We start from the raw sequence: 22258 nt of genomic DNA, 5'->3' as shown, positions 1-22258 counted from the left end.
ATAAATGAAAAGAGCAGCATTTCTTAAGGAGATAAAGAACTACAACGACTTTTGGGATATAGTGGTGATCGGTGGCGGGGCTACCGGTTTGGGGTGTGCCGTTGATGCCGCTTCCCGCGGTTATAAAACGCTGCTTCTTGAAATGCATGATTTTGCTAAAGGTACATCCAGTCGTAGTACCAAGCTGGTACATGGCGGCGTGCGGTATTTGCAGCAGGGAGATGTTTCGCTGGTAATTGAAGCCCTGCACGAGCGCGGACTGCTTATTCAGAATGCCCCGCACCTGGTTAACCATCAGTCCTTTATAGTGCCCAGTTATGAATGGTGGAACGGTCCGTTTTATGGGGTTGGGTTGAAAGTATATGATGCGCTGGCCGGAAAGCTTGGGATCAAGAAATCTGAAAACCTCTCCAAAGAAAAAACCCTGGAAAAAATCCCCACGCTGGAGCCCAAAGATCTGCGCGGTGGGGTAATGTATTATGACGGCCAGTTTGATGACTCCCGCCTTTCCATAAATCTCGCCCAAACGATTGCTGATGAAGGAGGCTATCCGCTGAACTACATGAAAGTGACGGGGCTTAAAAAAAATGGAAAGGGTTTTATAGAAGGACTCCAAGCCCGGGATATGCTGAACGGGGAAGATCATGAAATTAATGCCCGGGTGGTGATCAATGCTACGGGCATTTTCACCGATCATATTGTGAAAATGGATGAGCAGAACCATGAGAACATAATCCAGTGTGCCCAGGGAATTCATCTGGTGCTGGATAAAGATTTTCTGCCGGGCGAGTCGGCCATTATGGTTCCCCATACCGATGACGGTCGGGTTTTGTTTGCCGTTCCGTGGCACAATAAGGTGATTGTGGGTACTACTGACACCCCAATTAAAAAACCCACGCTGGAACCAGTGGCACTCGAAGAGGAAATTGAATTTATATTACGGCATGCTGCCCAGTATCTCACCAAAAACCCATCCCGTAAAGATGTGAAAAGTGTGTTTGCAGGTTTACGCCCCCTGGTAAAACCTCCGGATGTTAAAAAGACCTCTGAAATATCCAGAAGTCATCACCTGCAGGTATCTGAATCGGGGCTGGTAACCATAGCCGGTGGAAAATGGACGACGTACCGCAAGATGGCGGAGGACACTATCGACCGGGCAGCGTTGGTAGCTGGTTTAGAGGTAAAAGAATGCCCGACCAAAGACCTTCGGATTCACGGCTGGCTGAAGAATGTGGACCGTAAGGATCACCTGTTTGTATATGGATCGGATAAGGTAGCCCTGCAAAAACTGATTGACGAAAATGAAGAACTGGGTGAACAACTTCACCCCGATCTCCCCTACATAAAAGCAGAGGTGATTTGGGCGGTGCGTAATGAGCTGGCTCAAACCATCGAAGATGTACTTTCACGACGGACAAGAGCTCTGCTGCTGGATGCCAAAGCCAGTGTGGAAATGGCCCCTGAAGTAGGCCGGCTGTTGGCGCAGGAATTCGGCAAAGATGAAAGCTGGGTGGAACAGGAAGTGAAGGAATACAAGCAGGTGGCGAAAAATTATATCCTGGAATGATTGTAAAATGAACAAGCAGTAATGAATACGGAAGAAGCCATACAAAAACGCCGGACCCTGAAATTGAGGGCAAATCCGGATGAACCTTTGCCGGTTACTAAAGGAGCAGATTTTAACAAAACCATCGAGCGGCTGATTGAGCTTGCCGGGCAGGCACCCTTTCATTATCAAAGTGCGGAAAGTCATCAAAAAAAGAAGCTGACCGGCGCGGAACCGTGGCGGTTTCACGTATTGGATGGGGATAGTTGTCGTCATTTACTGAAAAGCCTGAAGAAGGACGAGCCCATGAAAGCCAGCGATGGCATTAAGCAAATGCTAGCCGCAGCCGATGCATTGATCTTATCTACCTGGCTGCCCGAGCGGCCAAGATCTTTGTCCAGAAAATTTCATCCTAACGTGAAAAACATGGAACACATTGCAGCCACCGGAGCGGCCATTCAAAACCTGCTTCTGGCAGCCACGGCAAAAGGCATTACCAACTACTGGTCGTCTGGAGGATGCTTGCGAAAACCTAAAGTGATGGAGTTTTTAGGAATTCCCAAGCAGGAAATTTTGCTGGGTGCCGTCTTTTTATTCCCGGACGAATACCCCGATTCCGTTCAAACCAAACCCGGCAAAAACACAGACGCCAGAGGAAACCTGACAGACTACATGGAATGGGTTAAGCTATAGAATATTGAACATTGAATATTCAATATTGAATGTTCGATATTCTTTACTCTTCCTTAATCAAGGTCAGCAAGTCATCATTTTCCGATCCAGCGCAGAGTGAGTTTCTAACTTTTTTTGTAATATAAGGGTATGCCAACGGTTTTAAGAATAGACGGATACAGGTTCTTTTTCTTTAGCAACGAAGGAAATGAACCCGTTCATGTTCATATTGAGAGTGGTGATGGATACTGTAAGTTTTGGATTAACCCTGTTTCCATTGCATATTCTACTGGTTATCACTCTACTGAGTTAAATAAGATCAGGAAACTTGTTGAGGAACATAGAGAACATCTCGAGGAGGCATGGAATGAATACTTTAGTAAAAAATAAACCTACCAGGGCAACGGAAATTTGGTTCGATGATAGCAAGTTGTATGCGCTTCTTGAAGATGGAAGAGAGATTGCTGTGCCCTTAGAATGGTATCCAAAATTAAGAGATGCGAAAAAAGAGGATCTGAATGAATGGCGTTTTATAGGCGGCGGGGTTGGCATCCATTGGGAAGAGCTTGACGAAGATTTATCAATTGAAGGCTTTCTGCATTAAAAAGCCAAAATACAGAATTCGCTCCTACGCAGAACGTCAGACCGAGATTTTGAGTGAAGCAACAATGGTCTAAATTCATCAAAAACTCCTAACCCCCGCTCTTGTTCCGATCGCTCCGCGGCGGAACATATAACTAATACCACTGAGCCCTAATACACTGGAAGAAGCAACTCTACCCCCTCACTTCAACAATGAATGATTCCCCTTACCCTTCATTCATTAGCGCCAGCAGGTCATCAATTTCATCCTGATTGATCAACGCTGAACGCAGCCCAAGTTCGTTCTTCATCCGGTAGTTTCGTTGCGGACCCAGGGTGAAAAACATCCGAAGCAGTTCCAGTTCGTTATCAAAATAATTTTCAGTAAACCGGTCCTTGAAGTTCAGGCTCAGAATATGTTCCTCCAATTGATCGGCCAGCAGGCTGGAAGACCCTTTCAGAAACTGATCTACTAAAAATCCGGATTTCTCATCCAGCCGAAGCTGAAATTTTTGCGGGGTTATTCGGTTTAAAAGCTGGCTGGGCAGATAATGAGCGCTGGTGATGCTCGTTTCCTGCACAAACAGCAGCTTTAGCAGGGCGCCGAGTCCTTTACGTGTTTTAAGGTGACCTTTAAAGCAGCCGTACACTTCCGGATAATCATCCAGCACCCGCATCGATAACCGAAATTCCTTTTTATTACCTCTCCGCGCCGTGGAAATATAATAATAGGTCTCTGGTTTTTTATTGGCGTGATTAAAGGGCGGCCGTAACGAACGAATAAGCAGGTTTTCGAGCAGAATGGCATCCGTTTCCGTATTGCACACTTCGTAGCTGATGCGCTCCAGGTGGGCAATCATCCGCTGTACTTTTTTGGACTTCGAATACCGGTACGAAGTAATGCGCTGCTGCAGGTCTTTTCCCTTTCCCACATAGAGAACCTGATCGTGCTTGTCGTACATGGTATAAACGCCCGGCTCATGGGGAGGAAGCTCCCCTCCCATGGCTTTGTTTACCCGCTCTTTTTGGGTGATGGCAGTGGGTTCAAACAGGTCTAAAGTCACGAACGGAAATTTATTTGATTGCTAACAACAAAAGCTAAAATAGAAGAATAGCGACTAAAAGGGGAATGGGATTTTTTGGAAAAAAACTTAGAGTCGAACTCATAGATTAAATGAGGCTCTGCCTCAAACTAAAAAGATCGATGCCCTACTTAATCAGCGTAACCCCGCCGGAAATATTCTCGATAATATAATTACTGATTCCGCCGGGACCTTCGTCATTGATATCCCACTTAAAATCGGCTCCTCCTATAAAAAGGTGATCGGCTTTCAGCTTTTGCATTTGCTCCACAATCACTTTTCCCGGCTCGCCCGTTTCCACATAAGGAGTAAGCGGGCCCTCTTTGCCGGCGATGTCTTCAAAAGAGTATTTGGCCATCTCCAGAATAGCTTTGGCCTCGGTGAGGGAGTTATCATCGATGGCTACCACCAGAATGTAAACTTCCGGCTCGGTGCGTAAATCCCGAAAAAGCTCGGCTGCATATTTAACCGCCGCACTGGCATATTTTGTACCGTTGGTAGCAATTACCCACTTTTTTGCATTTCCCATAGACTATTTATTTGTTAAACGGTCTTTAATGTATGAATTAATATCCTTGAAAATATCTTAGTTCTCCTCTGAAAGCAATCGCTAACATTCCTATCTTTGGCATGCTTTGAAACACATGCAAAACATACCGCCCGAACATCAAAACGTATTTACTATCATCAGCGATGCTGCACAGGAATTGGACTGTCCGGTGTATGTGGTTGGCGGTTACGTTAGAGATTATTATCTCAACCGCTCTAAACAAGGAGAGATAGATATCGACTTTGTTACAGTTGGGTCCGGGATTAAGCTGGCCCGCAAAGTTTCGGAAAAGATAAAAGGCTCCTCGCTGGCTGTATATAAGCAATTTGGAACCGCACAGGTTAAAACCGGAGATCTGGAGCTGGAGTTTGTGGGCGCCCGAAAAGAAAGCTACCGGAAGAACTCCCGCAAACCCATTGTGGAAGACGGAACCCTGGAAGACGATCAGCTCCGGCGCGATTTAACCATCAACGCCCTGTCGTGGTCGTTGAATAGGGAGAACTTTGGAGAGCTGAACGATCCTTTTGGCGGGATGGATGACCTGGAACGGGCGCTCATCCGCACTCCCATCGACCCGGAAAAAACCTTTGATGACGACCCCCTGCGTATGATGCGGGCCATTCGTTTTGCCTCTCAGCTGAATTTCCGGATTGAGGAAAACACCTTTGATGCCATTACCGAAATGTCGGAGCGCATCAACATTATTTCCAAAGAGCGCATCATTGAAGAGCTGAATAAAATTATTATGAGTGATAATCCCTCGCTGGGTTTCACCATGCTTTTTAAAACGGGATTGCTGAAAGAGTTCTTCCCTGAAATGCACAACCTGCATGGCGTGAAGGAAGTGAAGGGCGTTCGCCATAAAGATAATTTCTGGCACACCCTTAAGGTGCTGGACAATGTGATTGAGATGGATGCAGATTTGTGGTTGCGATGGTCGGCCATCATGCACGATATCGCCAAACCTCCAACTCAGCGCTTTCAGGAAGGGGTCGGGTGGACGTTTCACGGTCACGATGCCCTGGGAGCCAAGTGGACCAAAAAAATATTCCGCCGGTTGGGTCTTCCGCTGGATGAACGCATGCGTTATGTGAGGAAGCTGGTGCGATTGCATCTGCGTCCCATTGCCCTGGTTTCAGATGAAGTTTCGGATAGTGCGATACGCCGCTTAATTTATGAGGCTGGTGATGACATTGACGATCTGATGAAACTGTGCAGGGCTGATGTGACCACAAAGAACGATTACAAGCAAGAGCGCTACCAAAAGAACTTTGATTATGTGGAGCGGCGCATTAAAGAAGTAGAAGAAAAAGACCGCATCCGCAACTGGAAGAACCCGCTTTCCGGGGAGGAAATCATGGAGGCGCTCGATATTGAACCCAGTCGCACAGTGGGTGATGTAAAAGATGCGGTGAAGGAGGCGATCCTGAATGGCGATATTCCCAACGATCACGATGCCGCGTTTGACTATATGATGAAACATAAAGAAGATTTTTTGAACTGATGGCAGAACTCTGGATTTCAAATTCACACGCAAAAATTAACCTCGGGCTGAATGTACTCGAGCGGCTGGAAAATGGATATCACACCATTGAAACCGGCTTTTGTTTTATAGAATGGAACGACCGTTTTGAAGTTAAACACGCCCCCCGCATGGAGCTGGTGATGAGTGATGAAAAAATTCCGGTGGACGATTCCAACCTGATTGTAAAAGCCATCAAGCTGCTGCAACAAGAAGCGGGCCTTAAAGATGAGTTCTATATAGAGGTGGAAAAGAACATTCCGGCGGGTGCTGGTTTGGGGGGCGGAAGCAGTAATGCGGCCACTACCCTTCGCATGATGAATAAGATTGCAAATCTCGGCCTGAATGAGCATGACTTAATGCAGCTCGGGAAAAAGCTGGGCGCTGATGTTCCCTTTTTTATCAAGGGGAAGCCTGGTTTTGCAACGGGAATCGGAGAAGAAATTGAAGAGCTGGACATTCAGCCCGATGCCTGGGTTGTAACCGTTTTCCCGGATATTGAAAGTAGCACGGCCGAAGCCTATCAGTTTTGTGAACCCAATCCGGAGCCTGAATTCTCCCTTAAAAACGTGCTTCTTGATGAAGAGCCGGAAGAATGGCGTTACCTGCTGATGAATCAGCTGGAGCCTGCTGTATTCCCCCGTCACCACCTGGTTGGGAATTTGAAAGATCAACTGTATGAGTTCGGCGCCGACTATGCCAGTATGAGCGGAAGCGGTTCCAGTGTTTTTGGCGTTTTTCAGCAGGATTTTGTTGCAATTAACGCCTATGAGTCGTTTCATAAGCTCGGATTTCCGGCGAATCTCACCCGGCCAAAGTTTGAGCCTGATACCGGCATTTATGTAAAGGAAGAGTGAGAGTGATAAGTGACGAATGATGAAGTATCCATATTATGAATGGGATACATTATTAACAGATAAAACTTCATCACTTCATTAATCATCACCCGAAAAAAGATTTAAGATTATTTATTAAGGACCAGCATTTATGAGTACCAAAAAAACAAATGGAGTGAATATCAGATCCGGGATGGATAAGGATTCGCTTCGCGAAGATATTAAACTGCACCTGCGTCATACCCTGGCTAAAGATGAGTTTTCAACCACCAGCTGGGATAAGTACAGAAGCGTGGCGCTTACCATTATGGATCGCCTGAACGACCGGATGCTGAAAACCCAGCAGCACTTCTATAAATCCAATGCTAAGCGGGTGTACTATCTTTCCATGGAGTACCTGATTGGTCGTCTCTTGGACAACATGCTGGTAAACCTGGACGTGCGCGACCTTGTAGCCGAAGCTCTCGACGACCTTGACCTTTCCTATGAAGAAATACGGGATCAGGAATGGGATGCCGGACTTGGAAATGGAGGCCTTGGAAGACTTGCAGCCTGCTTCCTCGATTCGATGGCAACATTGGGGATTCCGGCAATAGGTCATGGCATACGGTACGATTACGGAATTTTTTATCAAAAAATTAAGGATGGTTACCAGATTGAGCGGCCGGATCTATGGCTGAAATATGGCAACCCCTGGGATACGGTTCGGCCTAAAGTGCAGTACCCTGTAGAATTTTATGGGAATCAGACCACCCTACAATCCAGCAATGGAAATACTCATTACGGATGGGAAAATACGCATCGTGTTAAAGCAGTGGCTTACGATACGCCCATCCCGGGATACGACAATGGCATTGTTAACTACCTGAGATTATGGAAAGCGGAATCATCGGCCGGGATCGACCTGAAGAGCTTTAACCAGGGCCAATACATTGATGCGGTTCGTGATAACCAGCTGGAGCAAAATATTTCGCGAGTACTTTATCCGAACGACAAAGTATTTGTAGGGCAAGAGCTACGCCTTAAGCAGGAATACTTCCTGGTTTCGGCATCCATGCAGGATATCATCCGTCGCTTCAAAAAGCAGTCATCTGATTTCACCAAGTTCCCGGAAAAAGTATCCATTCAGTGTAATGATACCCACCCAAACCTGGCGATACCGGAACTAATGCGTTACCTGCTGGACGAAGAACACATGGATTGGGATAAAGCCTGGGATATCACCGTAGATACCATGGCGTACACCAACCACACGTTACTTCCGGAGGCGCTCGAAAAATGGCCGGTTTCCTTAGTAAGGAACCTGCTGCCCCGCCACCTGAATATTATTTACGAAATTAACCGTCGCTTCCTCGACGATGTTAAGATTAAGCTGGGGGACGATAAAAACCGTCAGAGTCGCATGAGTATTGTGGGCGAAGGCGAACAGCCGGTGGTTCATATGGCGCACCTGGGAATTGTAGGATCTCACAAAGTAAACGGCGTGGCGGCGATGCACTCCCGCCTGCTGAAAGATTCCATGTTCCGTGATTTTGACGAGATGTATCCGGATAAATTCACCAACAAGACCAACGGGATTACACCCCGCCGCTGGCTGAAGCAATGCAATCCCGCCCTGTCTGATCTCATTTCAGACAAAATCGGGGACGACTGGATTACGGCACTCGATGAGCTGAAAAAAATCAACAAGTTTGCCGACGACAAGAAATTCAGGAAGAAGTTCGCAGAGATTAAGCTGGAGAACAAAAAGCATCTGGCTGAATACATTAAAGAGCATAATGACCTGGATGTAGATCCTGAGTCGATGTTCGATATTCAGATTAAGCGGATTCATGAGTACAAACGTCAGCTGATGGCTGCCCTGCATGTAATTACGTTGTACAATCGCCTGAAAGAAAATCCGGACCTGGATATGACTCCACGCACCGTGATTTTTGCCGGAAAAGCGGCCCCGGGCTACACCATGGCCAAACTTCACATTAAACTAATAAACAGCATTGCCGAAGTGGTGAATAACGACCCGGAAGTGAATCAAAAACTGAAGTGTGTATTCCTGCAGAACTACAGCGTAACGCTGGCAGAAAAACTGATTCCGGCAGCCAATCTCTCCGAGCAAATTTCAACAGCGGGAATGGAAGCATCCGGAACAGGTAACATGAAGTTCGCCCTGAACGGTGCCCTTACTATCGGTACGCTGGATGGCGCCAATGTGGAAATCAAAGAAGAAGTGGGCGACGAGAACATTTTCATCTTTGGGCTGGAAGAAGAGGATATCGATCAGCTGCGCCGCGAGGGATACAACCCGTGGGATTACTACAACGCCAACGAAGAATTGAAGCAGGCGCTGGATCAAATCCGCGATGGCTTCTTCAGTAATGGCGATAAAGAACTTTTTCAGCCGATCATTAATGCGCTGCTGCATGAGGGAGATTACTTCATGGTGCTTGCTGATTACGAAGCCTATGTGAATAAGCAGAAAGAAGTGTCGGCTTTATTCAAAGATAAGGACGAATGGAACCGCAAGGCCATCCTGAATACGGCGAATATCGGGAAGTTTTCGAGCGACCGAACCATCAACGATTACAACGATGAAATTTGGAAGGCACCGAAAGTAAGCCTCGATAAATAAGTAAAAAAATGAAAGCCGGGTTATGGCTTGCATGGCCCGGCCTTCGATTACACATTGAAAATATTTGTGGGTTTTTTGTTTCAATCCATTACATTTGGCTCTATGAATCAACTTCCTACAACAGCGCCTTCTCAAATCGATTCTCTTGCTCCCGACAGCGGTCTTATACAGGCAGATTCGGTAAATATCCCCAACCCGACGGATTACTCTCTGTCTGAATTTTTTATTTATATCTGGGACTTGCTTCAGGTACAGCTGTTTTCTATTCAGAATACGCCGGTTACCTTTCTGAAGCTGATTATTTTCATTCTTCTTCTGGTGGGCTTTTCATTTCTGGCGTCTTTCACAAAGAGAATGCTGAACCGCAAAATATTGCCCCGCTTCGTTAAAGATGGCGGACTTCGTTACACCCTGTCGAGGATGTCTCAGTATGTGGTGGTAGTTATAGGGGTGTTTATATCCTTTCAGTTTTTGGGTATAAACATGACGGGGCTGGCGGTAATTTTTGGTTTCCTGTCGGTTGGTATTGGTTTTGGATTACAGAACATCACTTCAAATTTCATTTCGGGTTTGATTGTGCTTTTTGAACGTCCGATTTCAGTCGGCGATCGCGTGATGGTTAATAATATTGAAGGGGATATAGAGGAAATAAATATCCGCTCTACCAAAGTAAAAACGCTGGATAACATCTCCATCATAGTTCCGAATTCAGAGTTTGTGTCCAAAGATGTGATTAACTTTTCCCATGGTGATCCCACCTATCGGTTAGGCATCAATGTAGGCGTGTCTTATTCCTCAGATCTTGATAATGTGTTGAAGGCTCTCAATGAAGTAGCCGAAGAGAGCGAGGATGTGCTTAAAACCCCCAATCATGAAGTGCAGCTCCGCAGTTTTGGAGATTCCTCCTGGGACATGAAATTACTGGCCTGGATCCCGGATGTGAAGAAAAGGTATCAGGTTCAGAATTCGTTGAATCAGGCGATCGTCAGAAAGTTTGCCGAATACGATATCGAGATCCCCTTCCCGCAAAGAGATTTACATGTACGCTCGGGACTGAATTTTGACAAGGATGATGTTAAACACGGCTCCGAAGACTCCAAAACTTCGAAGAAAGAATCAGGGGAAGATTAGGGTGAGGTCAACACTTCTACAGAAGTCACTTGTTTTGTTGTCATGCTGAACTTGATTCAGCATCTGAAAAGGGTGAGCAGTTAGCGAAAGATTCTCAATATATCGGACAGATATCCCCCTCAGACCCTGAATCAAGTTCAGTGTGACAACTCTTAATGTCGTGGGATTTAAATGTTAATCAAACACAAAACGAAAAGTTATAGTACCCCACTGGGTTTGCTGTGGCACACCGCCCGGTAGTCGTGAAAAGCGCCAGGTACGGAGCGTACTCATTACTTCTCTCTCTAATTCCGGGTTCATTTTTTTGATGGGGATGATTCGTCCAACGGTGCCATCGGGACGAACTTCAAACCGAACGGTAATTACGCCCTCGGTATTGGAGGTGTTTTCAGGAAGAGGCTGAACCATCGGTGAGCGGTCAATTTCTCCCTCCCACTTCAGTTCATAAGGAGAGGTTTTCTCTTCATCATTACCAATTCCCTGGTCAGAATTCATATCGCCACGGGCACCGTCCACATCACCGCTTTCTTTTGCACCATCGGTAGATGTCTCATTCTCTTTGGCTACAGGCGGCACTTCCACCTCTTCTTCCTCAGGTTTGTTTTCTTCCTGATTTGGGTCAATCTTTTCTGTTTCCGGGGTTGAAACCGGATCTTCCTGAACGTCTTCTACCTGGTCAGACAGGTCAACGGCCTTAGTTTGTTCTTCGGTTGTTTCCTGCGGGGTTACTTCCGGTTCCGGCGCTTCTTCAACCGGCTCTTCGGGTTCTGTTTCGGAGGGATTGGGACGCTGTGCAACCTGCTCATTCTTCACTTCTGAGTACTCGGCAAGCTGGCCGGTTTTAAACTCTCCGAATTCCACTTCAATGTAAGACGGGCGCGCATTTCGGTTCATATCTAAGGTGAACCAAAGGGAGAACAGCAATAAAGCCGTATTTAACCCGAAGGTTACGTACAATGCTAAGCGATCGTCTTCCGTGAAATTCATGGGGTGATTATGAGCCTTGTTCGGTGGCCATTATAATTTTAAGATTCAAAGCCTTGCTTACATTCATAACGCGAACGGCATCATCAACTTTGGCATCTTTGTCAGCTCTCAATACAACGGTTCCCTGGGGCTTATTATTTCGGGCGTTTCGGATAGCCGTTGCCAGCGATCCGCGGGCGGTTAAATCACCGTCCACATAAAACTCACCGTCTTTAGTAACGGCTACCGATATGAATTGAGCCTCTGTTGCCGCGCTGCTTTCTGCCTTGGGTACTTCAACACGAATACCAAAATTGGTAACGAAAGAGGAGGTCAACAAAAAGAAAATAAGCAGCAACAGTACAATATCCGTCAGCGACGACTGTGAGAACAGCGACAGCGGCGGCAGCTTTTTATCTCCACGTCTGAAATCGCGCGACATAATTAGTTATTCTCTTTTTTTGCTGGTGATTGAAGCAGATCAAGGAAATCAGCCGAAGCATTTTCCAATTCAAAGATAGAACGGTTTATTTTGCCCAGCAGAAAGTTGTAGAAGCCGTAGGCAATCAAACCGACAATCAGTCCTGCAGCGGTGGTAATCAAGGCTTCCCATATACCTCCGGCCAGCACGCTCGGGTTTACATTTCCCTGAAGCGACTGAATATCCATAAAGGCTTCGATCATACCGGTTACGGTACCGGTGAATCCCAGCAGCGGCGCCACACCGGCAACGGTAGCCAGCCAGTTCATGCGTTTTTCCAGGAAGAAAATCTCTTTCTTTCCGGCATTATCAATAGCATCCTCGATATCACGAAGGGGCCTTCCCAGCCGTTTAATACCCGCTTTAATAATTCGGGCAATGGGCTTATCAAACTCATCACAATAATCCATAGCGTTAGAGGCACCCCCTTTTCCGGATTTAAGCATGCTTTCGATGGTGGAAAGAAATTTTTCCGGTTCTACATGAGACCGGTTCACCGCGCTCCAGCGTTCAACGATTACATAAACCGAGATGGCGAACAGAAGAAAGATGGGGATCATTAAAACGCCACCCTCGATCAAAAGGTCGAAAAAGGTGACGGTCTCTTCCTGCATGGCCATCAGAGAATCAACCGAGGCCGTGTCTTGCAAAAAAATCAGCAATAAGTGCATGTAGATGATATTCGTTTAGTTAATTTTGGTTATGAAATAATTTTCTGAAAGGGGTGAATCGAGGGTTTCTGCGGCAATGGCAGCATTACGCATCGATTCGAACTGCCCTAAACTTACGCGCCAAAGTCGTCCATATTGTTGTGAAGTTATGGTGGCCAAAAGCACACGATAACCGTCATCGCTTAACTCTTTCTCTATGGACTTGGCATTGCGTTCGCTGCTCAATGAGTAAACCACGATGGTATAGCCGTCATTAGCATTCGGGTTTACGACACCATTCAACCCATACATAGGTTGTCCGGCAGGAACCGCTTCACTTTGTGATACCTGATTATCAGTTGCTTGTTCCTGAGGTGGATTTTGAGCTTCCTGTGGGGCGGGTTCGTCATCAGACGATGTTTCAGAATCACCCTGCCCCTGGTTGGTTTGATTGTTTTGTTGAGCGGGCTGAGTCGGGGTTTCATCAGCAGGAGGAAGTGGAACCGGATCAGGTTGAGTTGCGGAAGCCTGTTGAGGTGCTTGTGGGGTGATTCCCGGAATGTTTACCACTCCGAAATATCCCAGCCCATAAGTTCCTCCGGCCAGCAGAACGATAATTAACAATACCCAAAGCAGTACCGGTGCTCCCTGGGAGTCCCTCGATGTAGACGGGCGATTCGGTCTCTTGGAGGATTCGTCTTCCTTTTCAGCCGTCTCTTCTTCTTTTTGATCGGGCTGCTCTTTTTCCTGTTCAGCGCGTTTCTTTTTGGTTTCTTCAGAGGCGAGGTTGGTAATAACCGGGATGATTTCATCCTGATCCTCTTCTATAACATCTGAATCTATAAGCTCGTCCGGGGTTTCTTCCGATTCTTCTTCATCTCCGGCAAGGGCAGCGAAAGGATCGTCTTCACCGCCACTCTCGTCATCCAGTTCTTCTTCTACATCGGCATCCCCGAACAGAGCATCCAGAGAATCGTCTTCATCGTCTCCTTCAGACAGTTGCTTGTTCAATTCAGCCGCCAGGTCAGAATCATCAGTTTCTGAGGATTCTTCTGCTTCCTCATCATCTTTATCTCCTAATAAGCCGGAGAAAGTGCGCTCTGCCGAATCATCTTTATAGGTATCAATTCCCCACTTATCGGGACCCGGTTTGGGTTCTTCGGCATCCGAAATTTCTTCTTCCGTGTCGTCCTCAAGGTCTTCATCAGCAAAATCAAAAGGTGCTTCTTCCTCTTCATCGGCAAATTCTTCAATGTCCTCGGAGGTGTCTTCATCAATTGGTTCATCGTCGCTGTCATCCAGCTCAAAAGAAGGGGGTTCTTCGTCCTCCTCGCCTTCATCTTCAAGGAGTCCGCCAAAAGGATCATCATCCTCACCGGCATCAGCTACAACCTCATCCGATTCTTCAGAGGCATCTTCATCTTCTTCTGGTTGAGGGGCTTCTTCGGTGGTTTCCGGAGCCGCGTCATCCATCTCTATCGGCTCCATGCCCACGTACTTGTAATTTATTTCGGTGGCAAAATCATCCGAAGGGATAAAGAGAATATTATTTCCTATTCCGCTAAAAACCCCCAGCCCGGATACTTCGTAAGCATCGCCTTCGGTAATGGCTTCTTTAATTTCTTCAACGAGTTCTTCGAGCTGACTTTCAACCGTCTCTTTTTCAATTCCCGAAGTTTCGGTGAGCAGCTCTACCAGTTTTTGATGATCTATATGCATGACTTACCCCTTATTTTCTGCTGTAAATTCAACGGTGTCTTTTGGGGGGATCATCACATTGGTACCATCGGCCTGTTTTTCTTGTTTTTGATTGTGATGAACGGCTTTAAATGTACCCAAGCCTTTTATTTCTACGGAATTCTTCATGATTATTTGATCACGAATCACAATTCCCAACGCTTCTAAAAACTCGTTTGTCATGTTATTAGAATTTTATGGTTAAACCTCCGAAAACCTGGAATGGTCGTTCCTGATATCCATTCCAAATTTCATATTCCTGTCCCAAAAGATTTAATAGTTTGGCATAAACGCCAAAGGTATCATTAATTTGATATTCAACTCCGGCATTAAGCAGTACGTAAGCACTTAAATCTGAGTTTGCCGCCGGCGCTTCCCGTGAGCCAATATATTCTGCCCAACCGTTAATTGTAAGTTCTTTTATCACTTTATATGAAATAGCTCCTTCTACCCCAAGCTTCTCTTCATAAGGTATAAATCCGCCCCCGCTTAACTTTGGGCTGCGAACATACACTTTCCCGTCAAACCAGAATTTCTCAGGAAGTAATTGCTGGCTGGCTCCGGCGTAGAGTTCAAAGATGTTAGCTTCTGCATAGTTAATTTCATAAAAGCCTGCGGTATTGGATGGCGGGAGTGTCTGACGCCGGTAATATGCATAATCTTTAACGTGACGGTAATTAACTCCTCCAAAAATCCGGTTGCCATCAAACAGCTGGAAATTGACTTCGCCGGTAGTCCCAAGGTGATAAGCATGACGAAGTTGATTCTGAACATTCAGGAATCGATTGTACTGGTGGTGTGATTGCTGAGTATGCATTTCAGGTTTAGCAAAGACTGTTCCTGAAATAGAAAGAGCGTTGCTAAAGTTATGTTTAATTCGGATCTCAGGAGTAAAATAGATCTTGCTGGTGGTTGGATCTGAGATATACTCAATTCCTCCTTTTCCACTGATTCTGGTACTGAAGTTCAACAATCGCTCATACTCAAAAGAAGCTTCGGCATCTACCCAGCTTTGATCGGATGATACAGGGTTGGAATAGTTTCCGGCTTCAATAGAGGCGCTAATATCAAAGGTTTCATAAAGGCGATTACCCGGCCAGTAGTAAGAAAATGTAGCATGACCAATCTGCTCATCCAAATCTCCTGAAAGGCCGGAGTTTCCGGCATCTAATGAAGTATTAAATACATTTCCTCCTAAAGCGGCTCGCCATCCGGTCAGTGTATTCCTGGACTGTTGAAGCGAAATCTGCGCAGAGCCTCCGGTATAACTTTTGTTGGATGTTTTACCAATAAAATTCTGCTGTAAATTATCGGAGAGGTTAAACAGATCATTATAATCGCTTAGCCCTCCCACATCAATGGTAAGCCTGAGATCATCCTGAACCCTGGTTATGTAACTTACATTGGCATCCAAATATCGAAAGGAGCTTACCTGATTGTCTAAGTGTCCATCTGAAGCCCGCATGTTTACATCGGCAGAAATCAGGCTTTTTTCATTCAGCTTATAAAACCCATACCCATTCAGCTCCGGCGTGATAAAACTGCCAAAACCACCTCTTATGTAAGCATTTATGCGATCCGGATTGGTGAGAACAGATCGTTGAGGGGGTGCTGGGCGGCCGAGTTGAGTGATAGAGATATCGGCTACGGCTTCTTCCCTCGTCTCCATAAAAGGCATGCGGTTGGGATCGATCTGGAAAACCCGCGGCTTTGGGTTGAAGCCCAAAATCGGCTGTCGTCTGAGGCCCGGAAAGCGTGCCTGGAATTCACTTCGAATCTCAATATCCTGAGGGTTAATTTCCGGTAAAAGGGAATTATCAGCCCCTTGTTGTCCGCCCTGTGCAAAGGCGAAAATCGGGCAAAAAAGAATAAATAGGGTAAATAATAGCGGTCTTGATCTCATCATGGAACTGCGTTTCCTGAATGTACTAATTTTTATAGGAAGGATTAAGCGTTTACTAACGAAAAGATGTACCGTGAAATGTTGGTTTGTGTTCCTCATAAAACGCGAATGGAAGTCTCAAAGACTACTATTCCCTGATTGAAAACAAAATGATCTTAGCTCAGAGATTCCTCATCAAGTGTGGAATGACGGGGTTGATATCAAGACCGCTCCAGCATTCGGTTTAATGCAAGCACCGCATTTTTTGCCACGGCTTCAGGCACGGTTATTTGATTAACCACTTCTCCCTCTTCCAGCTTCTCCAGCGCCCACAGTAAATGTGGAAGATCAATGCGATTCATCGTCAGGCAGGGACACATAAACGGGTTCAGGGAAACAATCTCTTTATCCGGGTTTTCCTGTGCCAGCCGGTTCACCAGGTTCATTTCGGTGCCGATGGCCCATTTTGTACCGGGCTCAGCATTTTCAACGGTATCAATGATAAAACTGGTGGAGCCGTTGAAGTCGGAAGCCTGAACCACATCATAGGTGCATTCGGGATGAACCAGAATTTTTGTGTCAGGTTCCTGCTTGCGAAGATTTTCGATGTGCTTAATATTAAACTTCTCATGAACAGAGCAGTGCCCTTTCCAGAGAATAACTTTCACATCTTCAAAATCGCCGTCATAGATGAACTCCCCTTCAATGGGAGCCCAAATGGCCATCTGATCGAGAGGAACTCCCAGGTCGAAAGCCGTATTTCGGCCCAAATGTTGATCTGGTAAAAACAGAATGCGCTCTTTTTGGGTGAAGGCCCATTCCAGCATTTTTTTGGCGTTAGAGGAGGTCACCGTGGCTCCGCCATGTTTGCCTACAAAGCCCTTGATGGCTGCGGTAGAGTTGACGTAGGTAAGTGGCAAGATGGTATCACCCCAAATTTCCTGCATTTTCACCCAGCCCAGCTCGGTTTGATCGATATCGGCCATATCTGCCATCGAACAACCGGCGCGCATGTCAGGGAGAATTACTTTTTGATCTGGTCCGGTGAGCATATCAGCCGTTTCGGCCATAAAGTGAACGCCACAGAATGCAATAAATTCAGCATTGGGCATTTCGGCACAGATTTGAGCAAGTTTCAGGGAATCGCCCCGGGCATCCGCAAACTGTATCACTTCATCCTTTTGGTAATGATGACCCGGAATAAACAGCCGTTCGCCGAATTTGGCTTTTATTTCCAGGATACGAGCTTCCATTTCTTCCTGGGAAAGCTCACTGTATCGCTTGGGAAGGGATACTTCGGATTCAATCTCTAAAACATCTAAAACTTCCATAAAACTCACATTCGCTGCGATGTCACAAAACCCGAAGGCATGATAAAGTCGAGCTGATTTAATTCAAGTTATTGAACAACCACAAAGTTAAGAAAAAATTCAATGAATTCGCGTTTTCGCCAAGCCACTCACTCGAGGTTAAAACTGATATCCAGGGCCTTAACAGAATGTGTCAGCCAGCCCAGAGAAATTACATCTGCACCACAATCTTTATAACCGGCGATGTTCTCCGGGTTGATGCCGCCGGAGACTTCAACAACAATCTCGTCAGGGATTAATTGCATCAGTTCTTTTACTTCTTCCGGAGAGCGGTTGTCGAGCATGATAACATCTGCTTTTGCTTTTACTGCCTCCAGCACCTGCTTTTTATTTTCCGTTTCTACTTCAATTTTAACCATATGTCCAATCTGGGCTCGTACCAGCTCAACCGCACTTTTTATGTTACCCGCAGCTTTAATGTGATTGTCTTTGATCATGACCCCGTCATCCAGCCTGAAGCGGTGATTTTTGCCCCCGCCGCAGCGTACGGCATACTTCTGCAATGAGCGCAGGCCCGGCAATGTTTTTCGGGTATCGGTTATGGTAATGTTGGGATCTCCAAGCAGCTCAATAACCTGCCGGGTAGATGAGGCGATTCCGCTCAGGTGCTGAATCAAATTCAGAATAACCCGCTCGCCCTTCAGTAATACCTGAACAGGGGCTTCAACTTCGGCTATTTTCTCCCCTTCTTTTACAGGCATACCGTCATTTTTATGAAGGGAAATCTTAGCCGACTCATCTAACATTTGGTATCCGGCGGTTATAACTTCCAGCCCTGCCAATACCCCATCAGCCTTAGCGGTGTAAACGCCCTTCCCAAGCTGGTTTTTGGGAAAAATAGAATCGGAAGTCAGGTCGCCCATTCCAATATCTTCACGAAAAGCGTTGGTCAGAATTTCTTTTAGCTCAAGATGGTTCATAAAAGTGAATCAGCCGTTTTATTTGTCTATTTTCAAAGGGCAACAAAGATACCTTTTTTTAAACATAAGAGCGATCGTCGATGATTTACCTGGACCATGCCGCTACAACGCCCATAAGTGACAAAGCGCTGGAGGTGTACGTAAATGTCTCGAAGCATTATTTTGGTAACCCCAGCAGTATGCACGATGAAGGCTCTTCGGCAAAGCAAATACTGGAAGCATCCGCAAAAACCATTGCCGGGACTTTAAACGCCCGACCTAAAGATGTGTTCTTTACTTCCGGAGCATCGGAATCGAGTTTTCTGGCAATCTATTCATTGTTGAATTCGCTGGGTGAAAAATCGGGACACCTGATTACCACACCCATCGAGCATTCTTCGGTGAGAAACCTGTTTTTAAAGCTAAAGCAGGAAGGGTATGAAGTATCGGTAGTTTCTGTAAATGAGTTTGGGGAAGTGGATTTTGAGGAGTTGAAAAACCTGGTTCGGGAAGACACCGTGCTAGCCTCAATTCAGCACGTGAATTCGGAAATCGGAACCATTCAGGATTTAGCCAAGATAGGTGCTTTTCTTCATGAAAAAAGCGTGATGCTTCATAGCGATTGTGTGCAAAGCTTTGGCCGGATCCCGATAGATGTACAAGCCTTAAACGTGGACGCCATTTCCCTTTCAAGCCATAAAATTTATGGGCCGAAAGGATGCGGGGCGGTTTGGATGAACCCCAAATTGGAATGGAAACCGGTGTTCCCGGATACAGATAATCAAAAGAAATTTAAGCCCGGAACAGCAGATGTTCCCACTGTTGCAGCTTTTGCAACGGCAGCCAAGTTAATCACACAAAACCGCGAGACTGAACAACATCGAATTCTAAAATTTAAGGAGCAGCTATTAGCCGAATTAGCAAAGCTTGATTATGAGGTAGTGGTAGAGCAGCATCCGCGTGAGTATGTGCCCAATATTTTAGGCTTGCGGTTTCCAGGTATCGAAGGGCAGTTTTTTATGCTGGAATGCAGCCAGGCCGGACTGGCAATCTCAACCGGGAGCGCCTGTCAGGTTGGTTCAGAAAAACCAAACAAGACCATGACGGCCATTGGAAAAGATGAACAAGAAGCCCAGGAGTTTGTGCGTTTATCGTTCGGAAAGGAAAATCAAATGGAACAGATTCCACAGATAATTGAAAAAATGAGTGGTATCTTGAAAAGACACTTTGAAAAGGTAAATCATCATAAGAAGAAAGAAGGGATGACGACATGAAACGAGGATTATTCTTACTCACGCTATTTGGGCTTTTATTCAACAGCACGGCATTTAGCCAAGGTTCAGGAGAGTCGGAAACGAGAATCAATATTGTGAAATACAGTGATTACCAGTGCCCGGCCTGTAAATACTTTGTATCCATCGAAGAGCAGCTGAAGGAAGAATATGGAGCTGAGATTTCCATCACTACCAAGCACTTTCCGCTGAATATGCACGAATATGCGCAACTGGCATCACGGGTTGCCGAGGCCGCCAGGGAGCAGGACAAATACCAGGAAATGCATGACATGATTTTTGCCGGGCAGGAACAATGGGCCCGTGGAAATGCAGAAGCCATTTTTATCGGATATGCCAAAAGCCTGGACCTGGATATGGAACAGTTCAGAAATGATATGAACTCCGCCGATATGCAGCGAAAAGTGATGGCAGATAAACGGGAAGGGTTGAGTCTGAACGTAAATTCAACGCCTACATTCTTCATTAATGGAACCAAGTTGGAGAACAACCCGCGCACCTTTGAGCAGTTCAAGCAGCTTATTGAGGCAATGGTTAAATCGTAACCGTTTCCTTTGATTTTATTGCTACTAAATCGTGAAAGCACAAAAGGCTTAGTGGTTTTTATGCCGTACTGTGCTTGAAATAGCAAGTAATGAAGTTGTAGGGTCTCTTCGCTACGACGCAGAGCGTCAGGAGCGAGATTGTCTCGTACACCAAATAGATTTTTGTGCATCCTTCAAAATTCAGTGTTTGATGTTCAATATTCGACGTTCTTTTCCCTTATCTTTGGGGTGAATTTTGAAACCCATTTTTTTCATGAAAGAATATTTAGTTGAGATCCTTAGTAAGTCGCTGGATCAATTTGAGCTGGAAGAACAACCGGAGATTCGTATTGAGGAACCCAATCAACCCGAACACGGGGATGCTTCCACAAATGTAGCGATGATGTTGGCCAAGCCTTTGAAGAATAATCCCCGGGCTATCGCTCAGCAAATTGTAGATGGACTGCAATATGACGAGAAGAAAATTTCAGCTGTTGAAATAGCCGGTCCCGGTTTCATTAATTTCCGATTTGCCGAGGATTATTTGTTTGATGAACTGGGAGAAATTCTGGGCACCGGGTCTGAATACGGGAAAACAGATGCCTATAAAGGGAAAAAGGTGCTGGTTGAATTTGTGAGTGCCAATCCGACCGGCCCGTTAACGGTGGGTCACGGCCGAAATGCCGTGTTAGGCGATACCGTTTCCCGTCTCCTGGAATGGACCGGCGCTGACGTAGAGCGTGAATATTATTTTAATGACGCCGGCCGTCAAATGCGTGTTCTTGGAGAAAGTGTTCAGGCCCGCTATTTGGAGCTGTTAGGCAAAAGTGACGAATTTCCGGAGGGCGGTTACGAAGGTGAATACATCCGGGACATCGCCCAGGCTTTGGTGGATGATTACGGAGAGGACCTGGTTGATGCTGAAGATGAAAAGCCGTTCAAAGAAAAAGCCGAAGAAGAAATTTTTGCGGACATCAGCAGAACTCTGGATCGGATGGGCATCAAGATGGATTCTTATTTCAATGAGCACAGCCTTTATGAAGACGGCAAAATTGAGGAAACTATAGAGAAGCTGCGAAAGCTTGAATTAGCGTATGATAAAGACGGGGCCGTTTGGTTTAAAACCACTGAATTTGGTAAAGACAAAGACACCGTTCTGGTAAAAAGCACCGGCGAACCCACCTATCGTCTCCCGGACATTGCCTATCATGCGAATAAACTGGATCGTGGTTTCGACCTGTGTGTGGATGTATTTGGAGCCGATCATATTGCTACCTATCCGGATGTGCTTTCGGGGATAAAATCTCTGGGCTACGATCCTGATAAAGTGGACGTGGTGGTTTACCAGTTTGTGACCATCGTTAAGGACGGCAAGCCATTCAAAATGAGTACCCGTAAAGCGAACTTTGTCACCCTCGACGAACTCATGGACGAGGTGGGGGCCGATGTAACCCGCTTCTTCTTCCTGATGCGTTCACCCAACACGCATCTTGAGTTTGATATCGCCCAGGCGAAAGAGGCCGGAGAGAAAAACCCGGTGTTTTACCTGCAGTATGCACATGCCCGAATTTCCAGCATTCTCCGAAAAGTAGAAGATGAATATGATTTTTCAGGTGAAGTTGATCTAAGCCTGCTCAGCCATCCGGCGGAAATCACACTCATTAAAACCATGCTGAAGTTTCCTGAAACCGTTGCGACAGCGGCCAGGCTTAGGGAGCCTCATCATGTAATCACCTTTTTAAATCAGCTGGCCTCAGATTTTACGAGCTTCTATCACGACTGCCGAATTCTGGGAGAAGATGAAGAACTGGCGCAGGCCCGAATGGAACTAGCCAAAGCCGTAGCGCAAGTGTTAAGAAATGGGTTGGGTATTTTAGGTATCACCGCTCCGGAACAAATGTAAGCAG

21 protein-coding genes are annotated in these 22258 nt (G+C 46.1%); 11 read left to right on the top strand and 10 right to left on the bottom strand.

The genetic code is table 11. The annotated features are described in order from the left end of the window. Positions 1-4 precede the first annotated feature (4 nt). The 4 genes from JJ941_RS08900 (at position 5) to JJ941_RS08890 (ending at position 2822) form a co-directional block, all read left to right on the top strand. Positions 5-1567 (top strand): glycerol-3-phosphate dehydrogenase/oxidase, encoded by a 1563-nt coding sequence (locus JJ941_RS08900; RefSeq protein ID WP_290963998.1) that lies wholly within the window; start codon positions 5-7, stop codon positions 1565-1567. A 21-nt stretch (positions 1568-1588) separates the two neighbouring features. After that, entirely contained in the window at positions 1589-2239 is a 651-nt protein-coding gene (locus JJ941_RS08895; RefSeq protein ID WP_290963995.1) for a nitroreductase family protein, read from the top strand. A 129-nt stretch (positions 2240-2368) separates the two neighbouring features. Next, positions 2369-2608, top strand: a complete 240-nt coding sequence (locus tag JJ941_RS15305) for a DUF4160 domain-containing protein (RefSeq protein WP_366069241.1) — start codon at positions 2369-2371, stop codon at positions 2606-2608. After that, a complete protein-coding gene (locus JJ941_RS08890; protein WP_255134151.1) occupies positions 2586-2822 on the top strand; it encodes a DUF2442 domain-containing protein in 237 nt (78 codons plus the stop codon). Before JJ941_RS15305 ends, JJ941_RS08890 begins: the two co-directional genes overlap by 23 nt. Before the next feature lie 205 nt (positions 2823-3027). On the opposite strand, the gene JJ941_RS08885 is transcribed toward JJ941_RS08890, so the two are convergent. Both JJ941_RS08885 and JJ941_RS08880 read right to left on the bottom strand, forming a co-directional pair. After that, a complete protein-coding gene (locus JJ941_RS08885; RefSeq protein WP_290963992.1) occupies positions 3028-3864 on the bottom strand; it encodes a nucleotide excision repair endonuclease in 837 nt (278 codons plus the stop codon). 145 nt (positions 3865-4009) lie between these two features. Continuing rightward, the gene (locus JJ941_RS08880; protein ID WP_290963991.1) at positions 4010-4411 is read right to left on the bottom strand and encodes a universal stress protein; all 402 of its coding nucleotides are present in this window, start codon (positions 4409-4411) and stop codon (positions 4010-4012) included. 115 nt (positions 4412-4526) lie between these two features. Here JJ941_RS08880 and JJ941_RS08875 point away from each other — a divergent pair, with 115 nt between their 5' ends. From JJ941_RS08875 to JJ941_RS08860, 4 genes are all read left to right on the top strand, one after another. Beyond that, positions 4527-5936 carry an HD domain-containing protein gene (locus JJ941_RS08875; protein ID WP_290963989.1) on the top strand — a complete coding sequence of 470 codons (1410 nt, stop codon included), beginning with the start codon at positions 4527-4529 and terminating at the stop codon, positions 5934-5936. After that, on the top strand, positions 5936-6811 hold the full coding sequence (gene ispE, locus JJ941_RS08870) for a 4-(cytidine 5'-diphospho)-2-C-methyl-D-erythritol kinase (RefSeq protein ID WP_290963986.1): 876 nt from the start codon (positions 5936-5938) through the stop codon (positions 6809-6811). The genes JJ941_RS08875 and ispE overlap by 1 nt, the downstream gene beginning before the upstream one ends. Positions 6812-6941: 130 nt before the next feature. Beyond that, positions 6942-9419: a glycogen/starch/alpha-glucan phosphorylase gene (locus JJ941_RS08865; RefSeq protein ID WP_290963983.1), complete on the top strand. Its 2478-nt coding sequence runs from the start codon at positions 6942-6944 to the stop codon at positions 9417-9419. A gap of 102 nt (positions 9420-9521) precedes the next feature. Further along, positions 9522-10550 (top strand): mechanosensitive ion channel domain-containing protein, encoded by a 1029-nt coding sequence (locus tag JJ941_RS08860; RefSeq protein WP_290963980.1) that lies wholly within the window; start codon positions 9522-9524, stop codon positions 10548-10550. Positions 10551-10724: 174 nt separating this feature from the next. Here JJ941_RS08860 and JJ941_RS08855 read toward each other — a convergent pair whose 3' ends face one another. The 8 genes from JJ941_RS08855 to nadC all read right to left on the bottom strand — a co-directional run bounded on the left by JJ941_RS08855 (position 10725) and on the right by nadC (position 18556). Further along, the gene (locus JJ941_RS08855) at positions 10725-11537 is read right to left on the bottom strand and encodes an energy transducer TonB (protein WP_290963977.1); all 813 of its coding nucleotides are present in this window, start codon (positions 11535-11537) and stop codon (positions 10725-10727) included. A gap of 7 nt (positions 11538-11544) precedes the next feature. After that, positions 11545-11958, bottom strand: coding sequence for a biopolymer transporter ExbD (locus JJ941_RS08850; protein WP_255134179.1), 414 nt, complete (start codon positions 11956-11958; stop codon positions 11545-11547). Between the two features lie 2 nt (positions 11959-11960). After that, complete coding sequence (locus JJ941_RS08845; protein ID WP_290963973.1) at positions 11961-12668, bottom strand: MotA/TolQ/ExbB proton channel family protein; 708 nt, start codon at positions 12666-12668, stop codon at positions 11961-11963. 15 nt (positions 12669-12683) lie between these two features. Then, complete coding sequence (locus JJ941_RS08840) at positions 12684-14366, bottom strand: SPOR domain-containing protein (protein ID WP_290963970.1); 1683 nt, start codon at positions 14364-14366, stop codon at positions 12684-12686. A gap of 3 nt (positions 14367-14369) precedes the next feature. Then, on the bottom strand, positions 14370-14567 hold the full coding sequence (locus tag JJ941_RS08835; protein ID WP_255134185.1) for an HU family DNA-binding protein: 198 nt from the start codon (positions 14565-14567) through the stop codon (positions 14370-14372). Positions 14568-14571: 4 nt separating this feature from the next. Then, positions 14572-16290, bottom strand: coding sequence for a hypothetical protein (locus JJ941_RS08830; RefSeq protein ID WP_290963968.1), 1719 nt, complete (start codon positions 16288-16290; stop codon positions 14572-14574). 197 nt (positions 16291-16487) lie between these two features. Then, positions 16488-17597, bottom strand: a complete 1110-nt coding sequence (gene nadA / locus JJ941_RS08825; RefSeq protein WP_290963966.1) for a quinolinate synthase NadA — start codon at positions 17595-17597, stop codon at positions 16488-16490. 128 nt (positions 17598-17725) lie between these two features. Then, a complete protein-coding gene (nadC, locus tag JJ941_RS08820) occupies positions 17726-18556 on the bottom strand; it encodes a carboxylating nicotinate-nucleotide diphosphorylase (RefSeq protein ID WP_290963963.1) in 831 nt (276 codons plus the stop codon). Between the two features lie 80 nt (positions 18557-18636). Between nadC and JJ941_RS08815 the strand changes: the two genes are divergently transcribed. The 3 genes from JJ941_RS08815 (at position 18637) to argS (ending at position 22254) form a co-directional block, all read left to right on the top strand. Continuing rightward, positions 18637-19809, top strand: coding sequence for an IscS subfamily cysteine desulfurase (locus JJ941_RS08815; RefSeq protein ID WP_290963961.1), 1173 nt, complete (start codon positions 18637-18639; stop codon positions 19807-19809). Then, a complete protein-coding gene (locus JJ941_RS08810; RefSeq protein ID WP_290963958.1) occupies positions 19806-20372 on the top strand; it encodes a thioredoxin domain-containing protein in 567 nt (188 codons plus the stop codon). The genes JJ941_RS08815 and JJ941_RS08810 overlap by 4 nt, the downstream gene beginning before the upstream one ends. A 253-nt stretch (positions 20373-20625) precedes the next feature. Beyond that, positions 20626-22254, top strand: a complete 1629-nt coding sequence (gene argS, locus JJ941_RS08805) for an arginine--tRNA ligase (RefSeq protein ID WP_290963956.1) — start codon at positions 20626-20628, stop codon at positions 22252-22254. Positions 22255-22258 lie beyond the last annotated feature (4 nt).

Source organism: Gracilimonas sp. (assembly GCF_017641085.1).
Taxonomy (GTDB): Bacteria; Bacteroidota; Rhodothermia; order Balneolales; family Balneolaceae; genus Gracilimonas.
The sequence above is the reverse complement of the archived record's forward strand: the minus strand, read 5'-3'. Positions and strand labels throughout refer to the sequence as shown.